Annotated in this window: 7 protein-coding genes and 14 tRNA genes; all 21 read right to left on the minus strand. The window is 50.9% G+C overall.

Annotation, left to right across the window (positions count from 1 at the left end):
• Positions 1-80: 80 nt before the first annotated feature.
• Positions 81-1,097 carry a LacI family DNA-binding transcriptional regulator gene (locus tag J7E78_RS27765; protein ID WP_215079933.1) on the minus strand — a complete coding sequence of 339 codons (1,017 nt, stop codon included), beginning with the start codon at positions 1,095-1,097 and terminating at the stop codon, positions 81-83.
• A 126-nt stretch (positions 1,098-1,223) separates the two neighbouring features.
• Complete coding sequence (iolB, locus tag J7E78_RS27770; protein WP_215079935.1) at positions 1,224-2,030, minus strand: 5-deoxy-glucuronate isomerase; 807 nt, start codon at positions 2,028-2,030, stop codon at positions 1,224-1,226.
• Between the two features lie 35 nt (positions 2,031-2,065).
• Positions 2,066-3,118, minus strand: coding sequence for an inositol 2-dehydrogenase (gene iolG, locus J7E78_RS27775; RefSeq protein WP_215079937.1), 1,053 nt, complete (start codon positions 3,116-3,118; stop codon positions 2,066-2,068).
• A 70-nt stretch (positions 3,119-3,188) separates the two neighbouring features.
• Positions 3,189-4,664: a CoA-acylating methylmalonate-semialdehyde dehydrogenase gene (locus tag J7E78_RS27780; protein ID WP_285229475.1), complete on the minus strand. Its 1,476-nt coding sequence runs from the start codon at positions 4,662-4,664 to the stop codon at positions 3,189-3,191.
• 98 nt (positions 4,665-4,762) lie between these two features.
• The gene (iolC, locus tag J7E78_RS27785; RefSeq protein ID WP_215079939.1) at positions 4,763-5,773 is read right to left on the minus strand and encodes a 5-dehydro-2-deoxygluconokinase; all 1,011 of its coding nucleotides are present in this window, start codon (positions 5,771-5,773) and stop codon (positions 4,763-4,765) included.
• A gap of 198 nt (positions 5,774-5,971) precedes the next feature.
• Positions 5,972-6,874, minus strand: a complete 903-nt coding sequence (gene iolE, locus J7E78_RS27790; protein WP_215079941.1) for a myo-inosose-2 dehydratase — start codon at positions 6,872-6,874, stop codon at positions 5,972-5,974.
• A gap of 53 nt (positions 6,875-6,927) precedes the next feature.
• Positions 6,928-8,793 (minus strand): 3D-(3,5/4)-trihydroxycyclohexane-1,2-dione acylhydrolase (decyclizing), encoded by a 1,866-nt coding sequence (iolD, locus tag J7E78_RS27795; protein ID WP_215079943.1) that lies wholly within the window; start codon positions 8,791-8,793, stop codon positions 6,928-6,930.
• A gap of 393 nt (positions 8,794-9,186) precedes the next feature.
• Positions 9,187-9,257 (minus strand) — tRNA-Gly (locus J7E78_RS27800).
• A gap of 10 nt (positions 9,258-9,267) precedes the next feature.
• A tRNA-Pro gene (locus tag J7E78_RS27805) sits at positions 9,268-9,341 on the minus strand.
• A 7-nt stretch (positions 9,342-9,348) separates the two neighbouring features.
• Positions 9,349-9,427: transfer RNA gene (locus J7E78_RS27810), tRNA-Leu, on the minus strand.
• Positions 9,428-9,444: 17 nt separating this feature from the next.
• Positions 9,445-9,521 (minus strand) — tRNA-Arg (locus J7E78_RS27815).
• A gap of 7 nt (positions 9,522-9,528) precedes the next feature.
• Positions 9,529-9,603 (minus strand) — tRNA-Gly (locus J7E78_RS27820).
• Positions 9,604-9,613: 10 nt separating this feature from the next.
• Positions 9,614-9,694, minus strand: a tRNA-Leu gene (locus tag J7E78_RS27825).
• 6 nt (positions 9,695-9,700) lie between these two features.
• Positions 9,701-9,776: transfer RNA gene (locus tag J7E78_RS27830), tRNA-Lys, on the minus strand.
• Between the two features lie 10 nt (positions 9,777-9,786).
• Positions 9,787-9,872 (minus strand) — tRNA-Tyr (locus J7E78_RS27835).
• A 9-nt stretch (positions 9,873-9,881) separates the two neighbouring features.
• A tRNA-Thr gene (locus J7E78_RS27840) sits at positions 9,882-9,957 on the minus strand.
• Positions 9,958-9,977: 20 nt separating this feature from the next.
• Positions 9,978-10,053, minus strand: a tRNA-Phe gene (locus tag J7E78_RS27845).
• A 131-nt stretch (positions 10,054-10,184) separates the two neighbouring features.
• Positions 10,185-10,262: transfer RNA gene (locus J7E78_RS27850), tRNA-Asp, on the minus strand.
• A 25-nt stretch (positions 10,263-10,287) separates the two neighbouring features.
• Positions 10,288-10,361 (minus strand) — tRNA-Met (locus tag J7E78_RS27855).
• A gap of 16 nt (positions 10,362-10,377) precedes the next feature.
• Positions 10,378-10,453: transfer RNA gene (locus tag J7E78_RS27860), tRNA-Val, on the minus strand.
• A 122-nt stretch (positions 10,454-10,575) separates the two neighbouring features.
• Positions 10,576-10,647 (minus strand) — tRNA-Glu (locus J7E78_RS27865).
• Positions 10,648-10,672 lie beyond the last annotated feature (25 nt).

Consider the following 10,672-nt stretch of genomic DNA (forward strand, 5'->3'; position numbering starts at 1 on the left):
AAGACGATAACCCTTATCCCGAGCCATGAATATGGCACACGTAGACTTGGACTCACGACTGGTCAGGTTACATCAGGTACCTAATTGTTTTCAGCGAATACACGGCCTGCTGATTCTCGGATAACCAGTTCAGGCTTCAGCACAATCTTCTGTGGCTCTTTTTGCTCATCCTTTAACTCTTCAATCAACAGATCTACAGCGCGATGTCCCAGTTCTTCAATTGGCTGGGCAACGGTCGTAAGCGGTGGACTGGTTACCGAAGCCAGAATGGTATTATCAAACCCGATAATCGACACATCCTCTGGTACGCGTAGACCCAGCTCTTTGGCTGCCTGGAGAGCACCGATGGCCTGAATGTCATTACAACAGAATAAGCCTGTGGGATGATCTTTCTCACCGAGCAGCAGTAGCGCCTCTTTTTTGGCCGAGCTCAGGTCAGCTGCCGATTCTCGGATCTGATTCGGTTCCAGCGTATGACCAGCCTTAATCAGTGTTTCACGGAATCCACGTACACGTTCCTGACTGCTGCTGACTTTGGACGGTTCCGACAATACCGCTACACGGGTGTGCCCAAGTTCAAGCAGATGCTCCGCTGCGAGTGCTCCGCCGAGTATGTCGTCAATGGTGACCGTATGTACTGACAGCGATGGCATATGGCGAGCAATCAGGGCCACAGGTATGGACTGCTGCAAAAGTGGTGACAGAATGTCGGCATTATCGATCCCGGTTCCGATCATCATGCCATCTACCCTTTTTTGCTGGAGCAGATTCAGGTAACGCTCTACACGCTCATCCTTATTATCCGTACTGCAGATGACCACGCTGTAACCCAATTGACGGCTTCGATCCTCCACGGCTCTGGCGAGTTCTGCGAAATACGGGTTTGAGATGTCCGGTACGAGCAGTCCCAATGTATACGTCTGCTTACCTGTAAGTGCAGCTGCGATCGCGCTGGGTTGATAATGGAGGCGTTCCATGATCTCCATAATCTCGGCGCGCCGCTTCTCGCTGATCTTGCCTTTGCCATTAATGACCTGCGAGACGGTTGCAATGGATACACCCGCCTCGCGTGCTATATCGTATATGGTTGCTTTCATTGTTTTTTCCCCATTTGTGCTATATATAAATTTCGTTATACATAGATAATTGTTCTCTTCTCATTATGCAGGGGGAAGTCTGCATACGCAACTTGAGCCAGCGCAATGTGCGTAGCATGAACTGTTTTACTTTTTCATCAACCACTCATGGTCAGGGTCATTATGGAACTTCCAGGTCCGGGTTGGTCCAGCCATCACGTTCAGATAGTAGACCTCATACCCCGGAGGAGCGCCTACCGGATGATATCCGTCCGGAACAAGCACCACTTCTCCGTTCTTCACTGCTAGCGTCTCGTCCACAGAACGATCATCCGTGTATATACGCTGAATGGCAAACCCCTGCTCAGGCTGCACACGGAAATAATACGTTTCTTCCAGCAAAGATTCATCCGGGAGTGCGTCCCGATCATGCTTATGTGGCGGGTAACTGGACCAATGTCCATCTGGTGTGAACACCTCAACAACGAGCAAACTGTCCGCTTCCTTCTGTTCCGGTAAAATGTTGTGAATCTGGCGTTCCAGATTGCCATATCCTCGCGCCTCTACCCCTACATCTTCGGGTGCAATGAGACGAGCCGGGTACGTGCCTTTACCGGGTGCAACACATATAGCGATTTCCAGTTCGGTACGTGCTGTGATCTGTACTTGATCGGAAGTTGAGACGTAGACCGAATACGGCGGAATTTTCTCGAAAACACTCATTCTTTTTCCAATATTATCCCATGTGTGCTCCCGGGTACTTACATTGGCGAAACCGCTGAGAAGCACCACACAGAGTTCCTGATCACCACTCTCACGGGTTAGCGTCTCTCCTTCTGCCAGCTTCGCTACCTGAAAGCCAACATATTCCCACCCAGCCGACTCCGGTGTTACGTTTATTAGTGTACCGTCTCCCTCCGGGTTGACCACGGGTCTCACAATACGTTCTGACATCTTGTCATCCACTCCTTTCTGTAGTCGTCAATCCACTATGGCGTTGCCGTTTGCGATTCCAGTGACATCCCAGGGACTTCACTCAGCTTCACAGGTCTTCCCCGCTCCATGGACATTTTTGCTGCCAGCGCAATTCGTTCTGCCTGTACTGCATCGTGGCCATCTACGATAACCGGTGTATCATGGAGGATTGCATCGATAAAGAGGGCTGTCTCCTGTACATACGCCTCATTGTAGCGTTCCAGGAAAAAGTGTAACGGTTTGTCGCGCATGAGCCCGGCCGCTGTACTGATCTCAGCCGTATTTGGATGATCATTCGCCGCTGTGGCGCTACCCTTCGAGCCAAATACTTCAACACGCTGGTCATACCCGTATACAGCCTGGCGACTGTTGTCGATAACACCAATTGCTCCATTGGCAAAAGTCATCGTTACAATCGCTGTATCCACGTCACCATGTTCTGCAAAAACGGGATTGATCAGCACGTTGCCCTGAGCGTACACTTCTTCCACTTCACTCCCGGACAGATACCGGGCCATGTCAAAATCGTGGATCATCATGTCCATGAAGATCCCGCCAGACACCCGGATGTACTCCGCAGGCGGTGGACTCGGGTCGCGAGAAGTAATTTTGATAATATGCGGTTCACCAATCGTACCATCCTGCACATGTGCCCGTACCCGTCTGAAGTTGTGATCAAAACGGCGGTTAAATCCGATTTGCAGCTTCACACCAGCCTTCTGCACTGCTGCTACAGCCGCTTGGGTCTGCGCTAGATCCATGCTGACCGGCTTCTCGCAGAAGATGTGTTTGCCCGCCTGGGCAGCCTGTTCGATCAGAGGTACATGTGTATCTGTTGAAGAACAGATCAGCACCGCGTCTACATTAGGCATCGAGATCAACTGGCTGCTATCCGTTGTTACCACAGGGATGCCACGGTCGGAGGCCCAAGCCTCCAATTCAGGACCTGCAAACAAGTCGCTGATTCCCACAATCTCGGCATGCGGATTGCGCAGGAGATTGTCTGCATGAATTTTGCCGATCCGTCCAGCACCGATGATGCCAATTCTCACTTTGTCCTTGCCCATTCCGTTATCCTCCCTATGTGCGTCCATATGGGCTGGGCGTTCCCCTTAGCCCGAGTTATGCTCTGGTTGTTTACCAGCGCGCCGTTACCATCTTCTTGCGAGTGTAGAATTCAACACCATCCGTGCCATTGGCGTGCAGATCACCGTAGAAGGACTTCTTCCAACCGGAAAACGGGAAAAATGCCATTGGTGCAGGTACGCCCAGGTTAATCCCCAACATGCCCGCATCAATCGTCTCACGGAATTGACGCATACTTGCCCCGCTGCGGGTGAACAGACACGCACCATTAGCAAAGTCGGAACGGTTCGCAAGCTCAACGGCTTCCTCCAGCGTAGACACTCTTGCCACCGAGAGTACTGGAGCAAAGATCTCATCCTGCCAGATCTTCATATTGCTCTCAACTTGGTCGAATACTGTTGGCCCTACAAAATAACCGGATTCACCTGTCGCTTGATCCTTACGTCCATCCCGGATCAAGGCCGCGCCTTCCTGCTCTCCGGCTTCAATGTAACTGAGTGTGCGCTCTTTATGTGGTCCACGGATAACGGGACCGAGGAATACACCCTCATCCATGCCGTTACCGATGGTAATGCGGTCTGCTGCTTCCACCAGCTTTTGTACGAGTGTGTCAGCCACATCACCTACAGCTACAACAACCGCACATGCCATGCAACGTTCCCCTGCTGAGCCAAAGGCTGCACTGGTAATTTCTTTTACCGTCAGATCGAGATCGGCGTCCGGCATAACGATGGAGTGGTTTTTGGCACCAGCCAGTGCCTGTACCCGTTTGCCATGCTTAGATGCAGTGGTGTAGACGTATTCAGCCACAGGCTGTGAGCCGACAAAAGAGATCGCTTGAACATCCTTATGTTCCAGCAACCCGTTCACGACATCATGCGCACCGTGAACGATGTTGAGCACGCCGTCCGGAAGGCCCGCTTCCTTGAACAGCTCTGCCAGACGGCCTGCCAGTAGCGGTGTGCGCTCGGACGGCTTCAGGACAAAGGTGTTACCACACGCAATAGCCAGCGGGAACATCCAGCACGGCACCATCATCGGGAAGTTGAATGGGGTAATCCCCCCAATTACGCCGATTGGGTAGCGGTACATGCCCGACTCCAGTCCTGTCGCGATATCAGGCAATTGTTTGCCCATCATCAGATTCGGGGCACCTGCCGCAAACTCGACGCATTCAATGCCACGTAATACCTCGCCGTACGCTTCGGCATAACTTTTACCGTTCTCCAGTGTCACCAGGCGAGCGAGCTCTTCCCAATGCTCTACCAGCAGCTGCTGGTAGCGGAACAGAATACGTGCACGGCGCGGAACCGGTGTGCTGCTCCAGGATTTGAACGCTTCTCGTGCTGTCTGAACCGCCAAATCCACGTCCGCTTGTTCGGACAATGGTACATGTGCAATAACCTCTTCTGTAGCCGGATTCACAACCGGCTCCGTACGAGTTGACGCTGGGGTTACCCAGGCACCTCCGATCCAGTTTTGTACCATTGTCGCTGTTGCAGACGCTTCAGAAATTCCTTTTTCCATAGCCCTGTCTCCCTTCACTTATGTGTGATCCCTTATGTTCAACATGTTTATTGTTATAGATCTGTATGAGTACGTTGTTCAAAGTATTGCAACGAGCTTCAAGACACGGTGATCTCGCCCCGATTGCAACGTTCGATGTAGTCATTCACCTGTTCCACCGTTGGCATCGCATCCGAACAGCTGTGGCTTGAAATGACGATACTTGCTGCGCCACTGCCATACGCCATACTGCGCTCAATCGTCCAGCCCTGCATCAATCCATACAGGAACCCGGCTGCGTAGGAGTCGCCTGCACCGAACGTTTTGACCACTTTTGCCGGATAGCTGTCCGCACGGTGGGAAAGCCCTTCACGCGTATAAGCAATGGACCCTTCCTTGCCGTGTTTGATTACTACAATATTCGCTGAGAAATCAAACCATTTCTGTGCAGTCACCTGATCGCTATGATCCGGATTGTGGTCGAATGTCTCCATCATGTCGAACTCTTCACGTGTGCCAAGAATGATATCGCATTTCTCGGCTGCGAGGTTATAATAGACCGCTGTCTCTTCGTCCGATGTCCATGTGTATGGGCGATAATCCAGATCAAACACAATAACTGTGCCATGTTTTTTCGCATACGTTAGTGCCTGTAATACGGCTTCACGGGATGGGCTCTGCGCGAGGGCTGTGCCTGAGATTAGCAGCACTTTGGAGTCAGCAATCAACTGCTCTTGCACCTCTTGCGCCTGTAATAACAGATCCGCTACATTGTCCCGGTACATCAGGATACTGCAATCGGTTGGGCTCTTAATTTCGGTAAAAGCAAGCCCTGTCACCGCTCCGGTGTCATCTGTAACTACATTTGATGTGTCGATGCCGTTCTTCTCCAAATAGCTCTGGATGAATCTGCCCATCTGGTCACCTGCGATTTTGCCGATAAAAGCCGTCTTCATACCCAGTCTGGACATGCCAATCGTAATATTGGCCGGAGAGCCGCCCACATACTTCGTGAACGTCATCGTTTCTTCCATCGGGCGATTGATCTCATTGGCGTTCAAGTCGATGCACAAGCGACCAATCGCGGTGAAATCCTTCTTCCTTGATTCTGGAAAGGATACATAGGTCATTGCATGTGAGCCCCTTTCTGTGGTGGAATTATACATGGTGTAAATGAATTTCTAGACAAGTTACTCAATCCATCGTGACGAATCGTAAACGGTTAGAGTAGGTCAGTTTAAATTTCCAATCGTAACGTTATATTCTTGCTGCCTTCTTCCTGTTTCACTTCATGGGTAGGGCCTCTGAACGCTGCAATGCTGAACGAATCAGCTGTGTTGGTATAAGGACTCCATATAGTTCAAGGAGCGTTTGGCATACTCATAGGGGTTATGAATTGCAGGGTCCTGCTCTCCTTCAAGCATTGCCCAGCCGTCATATCCTCTTGTGATCAATTCTTGCAGTATTGGTGCAAAATCAATGCATCCATCCCCTGGTACGGTGAACACGCCTCTACGAATACAACCGACAAAATCAGACTGCTGCGCGCGTGCTTCATCCAGCACATGAGGGCGAATATCTTTCAGATGGATATAAGCAATCCGGTCATAATGTTTACGCAGCAGTTCAAGTGGATCAGCTCCGCCATAGTAGGCATGACCTGTGTCATAGAGCAGATACACGAGAGAAGGGTCCGTCAGCTCCATCAGTCGATCAATCTCGTCCGGTTGTTCTACTACCGTGCCTCCATGATGATGGTACGTGAGCTTCAACCCGTGTCCACGAGCAATCGCTCCTGCTTCATTCAATCCTTCAGCGAGGATATGCCATTCAGCTTCGCTGAGTCTGAGCACTTCTTTTTCATGCGGAGTCCGTCTTGGATCAAAATGAAGTGACCCGCCTACCTCCGCGGTACTGATCACCTTACTGCCCATGGATTGCAGGAATTCCGCGTGTTTGCGATAGCTATCCAACTCCGACTGACGATATGCCGGATCGGACAACAGTACTGATTTCCACTGGGAGACCAGCTTGATATTCCTTTTACTCAATTCCTCACGCAATATAGCAGGATCGGTTGGATATTTACGTCCCATCTCTGTACCTGTCAGCCCAAGACGCTGAATATCATCCAGAATCTGCGCACACGTTGTCGCATCACCATGCTCCTTCACATCTTCACCGACCCAATTGATCGGATGAATCCCAAGCTGGAATGGCAGCTTGCTCATTGCTCCACGTCTCCTTTGTCGTTCAACATTGTGATTCACTATATTAAACCGGATTAAATCGGTCTTGCTTTGGCACGGTTGGCTTGCATCGTGTGATGAGCATGAACTACCTTCTCCTCGGCAGATACTTCTGGCACACCCACATTCCACCATGACTCGTATCCACCTGCGTTGGTTCCAGGCACGACCGGAATCTCAATCAACGTACTCACTGTTTCGTTCTTCGCATCTCGGAGTGCTTGCTCCAGCTGTTCTGCTGTCTCCGCTCTATAGGATTTGGCTCCCATGCTTCGGGCGTGAGCTGCAAAGTCCATTGGCATGTAATCCCCGGTCAGTCGTCCACTCTCGGATTCCCGATAACGGAACTCATTGCCAAACCCGTCACTACCATGTTCCCGCTGCAAATTATGAATACACTGGAATCCATTGTTATTGAATAATAGAACCGTCATCTTCTTCTGTTCCTGCAAACTGGTCACAAACTCCGAATGCAGCATCAGATAACTGCCATCCCCCACCATGGCGTACACTTCACGATCCGGCTCGGCAAGTGCTGCTCCGAACGCTCCACTTACCTCGTACCCCATACAGGAGAATCCATACTCCATGTGGTATGTCTTTGGTTCAGACGCACGCCACAGACGATGTAGATCACCCGGTAGACTGCCTGCCGCACACACTATGACGGAAGATGGATCAATGGTCCGGTTAACGATGCCAACTGCTGTAGTCTGTGCCAGCCCTGCTTCATGTTGAGCTGCATACAACCGATCCACTTCTGCACTCCACTCAGCACGGAGATCAGCAACTTCGGATGCGCCATATGCACTTCGGTATTGTCTTTCCTGCAATTCCATTTGCAAAGCCTGCAGTCCTTCGCGGGCATCTGCCAGAATGGCTTCCCCGCCTAGCTTGGCGGCATCCATGCCGTTCAGGTTGATGTTGATGAATGAAGCTTCCGGATGCTGAAAAGCAGAGCGGGACGCCGTCGTAAAATCGGAGAAACGAGTACCGACGCCGATCACTACATCCGCTTCTCTCGCCAGCCTGTTGGCTGCCAGAGAGCCGGTAACTCCGATGGCCCCCACATTCAGTGGGTTGTCCCATGAGACTGCGCTCTTGCCCGCCTGCGTCTCGGCGATCGGAATACCAAATGCCTCGGCGAATTCCACGAGCTGGGCGGATGCCTCAGAGTACAACACACCGCCGCCTGCAATGAGCAGCGGCTTTCTGCCTCGGGTAATCTGCTCCGTTGCCCGCTCAATGGCTGCCTGTACCGGGGGGCGACGATCCAGATAATGTACTTTGCGGGCAAAGAACGATTCTGGGTAATCATACGCTTCTGCCTGCACATCCTGTGGCAGTGCGAGCGTTACCGCTCCCGTCTCTGCTGGATCAGTTAGTACACGCATAGCCTGTGTAACAGCAATCATCAGCTGTTCGGGACGAACGATACGATCCCAGTACTTGCTGACGGCTTTGAATGGATCAGTGGCTGAGATTGTATAATCACTGCTGACTTCTAACTGCTGCAGTACCGGGTCCGGCTCCCGTGTAGCAAAGTTATCTCCAGGAAGCAATAAAACCGGAATCCTGTTCACCGTTGCAGTAGCTGCCGCTGTAATCATATTCAAAGCACCAGGTCCAATGGATGTTGTACATGCATAGATCTGTCTACGGTTCTTCTGCTTGGCATAAGCCGCTGCCGTATGCACCATGCCTTGTTCGTTCTTGCCTTGCATATACGTCAGGCTTCCAGGACTGCGCTCCAGCGCTTCTCCAATGCCTGTTACATTGCCATGTCCAAAAATACCGATGATTCCCTTCACAAACTTGGTTTCCACCCCGTCAACCGAGATATATTGCTGATCCAAGTATCGAAGCAGTGCCTGAGCCATCGTTAATCGAATTGTTTTCATGAGTTTGATCGCCGTCCTTTCCTTTACGGGTTAAGCGCTTAATCTACGTTAAGTTTAAGCGCCTTACCCCTAAAGGTTAAGCGCTTAATTGATATGGTATTACAGGTTAATGATTTACGCAAGCTATTTTTGTAAGCGTTTTTATAAAATGCGGTAAAGAAAAGATATTCTTGTGTTCGAACATGTGCTAGACCTTCTCTATTTGAACACTTCTAACAATCACTAAGAACAGACTTAAAAACGGAGGAATATATCGTGAGGATGGGATACATGCTAGTACACGCATCTGAGTCACATATTCCATGATCTTCATATACTACAATCGCCAATAAACCTATGAATGCAAAAAAAGAAAGAGACGGTGAGTACCATCTCTTTCTTTTGCAATATATAAGCGGGTGATGGGAATCGAACCCACGCTATTAGCTTGGAAGGCTAAAGTTCTACCATTGAACTACACCCGCATAACAACAATCGGGATGACACGATTTGAACATGCGACCCCCTGGTCCCAAACCAGGTGCTCTACCAAGCTGAGCTACATCCCGTTATCTATACCGGCGAGAGGACTCGAACCTCCACGGTTTCCCACTCGATTTTGAGTCGAGCGCGTCTGCCATTCCGCCACGCCGGCAAAATATAAAGTTATAATGGCGCGCCCTGAGAGATTCGAACTCCCGGCCTTTTGATTCGTAGTCAAACGCTCTATCCAGCTGAGCTAAGGGCGCAAAATATTGGAGCGGAAGACGGGAATCGAACCCGCGACCCTCGCCTTGGCAAGGCGATGCTCTACCGCTGAGCCACTTCCGCAAATAAAGGATGCGCGTGGAGGGACTTGAACCCCCACGTCAAAGACGCTAGATCCTAAGTCTAGTGCGTCTGCCAATTCCGCCACACGCGCATATAATGGTGAGTCATGAAGGGCTCGAACCTTCGACACCCTGATTAAAAGTCAGGTGCTCTACCAACTGAGCTAATGACTCATAGAAAAACTGGTGGAGGATGATGGATTCGAACCACCGAACCCGTACGGGAGCAGATTTACAGTCTGATGCGTTTGGCCGCTTCGCTAATCCTCCAGGATTACATGGTGCCGGCGAGAGGACTTGAACCCCCAACCTACTGATTACAAGTCAGTTGCTCTACCAGTTGAGCTACACCGGCGTATTACATGGTGTTATAAATGGTGGCTCGGGACGGAATCGAACCGCCGACACGAGGATTTTCAGTCCTCTGCTCTACCGACTGAGCTACCGAGCCTTACTAGAATAAAAAAATGGCGGAACCGACGGGATACTCTCACTTCGTTCGAGACTGCGAAGCTTATGCTCTCGATGTGAATGCTCCGACGAACCCAAAAACGGATTCTCATCCCTGAAGCATATACAAGATGGCGGAACCGACGGGATTCGAACCCGCGATCTCCTGCGTGACAGGCAGGCATGTTAGGCCAACTACACCACGGTTCCAGATCACTTTCTCAAGGAAAGTTAATTGCGGGGGCAGGATTTGAACCTGCGGCCTTCGGGTTATGAGCCCGACGAGCTACCGGGCTGCTCCACCCCGCGTCGTTATATAGTTATATGGTGGAGGCTGAGGGGATCGAACCCCCGACCCTCTGCTTGTAAGGCAGATGCTCTCCCAGCTGAGCTAAGCCTCCATATTATGACCCGTAGGGGATACTCTCACTTCGTTCGAGACTGCGAAGCTGTTGCTAACGAAGTACATCCTCCGACGAACCTTTGGGATTCTCATCTCTTGTTGAAGCAATAGGTATTGCTATGACCCGTAGGGGATTCGAACCCCTGTTACCTCCGTGAAAGGGAGGTGTCTTAACCCCTTGACCAACGGGCCTTACTGGCTCCCCGAACAGGGCTCG

It is taken from the genome of Paenibacillus polymyxa, from assembly GCF_018614975.1.
GTDB classification, from domain to species: Bacteria; Bacillota; Bacilli; order Paenibacillales; family Paenibacillaceae; genus Paenibacillus; species Paenibacillus polymyxa_E.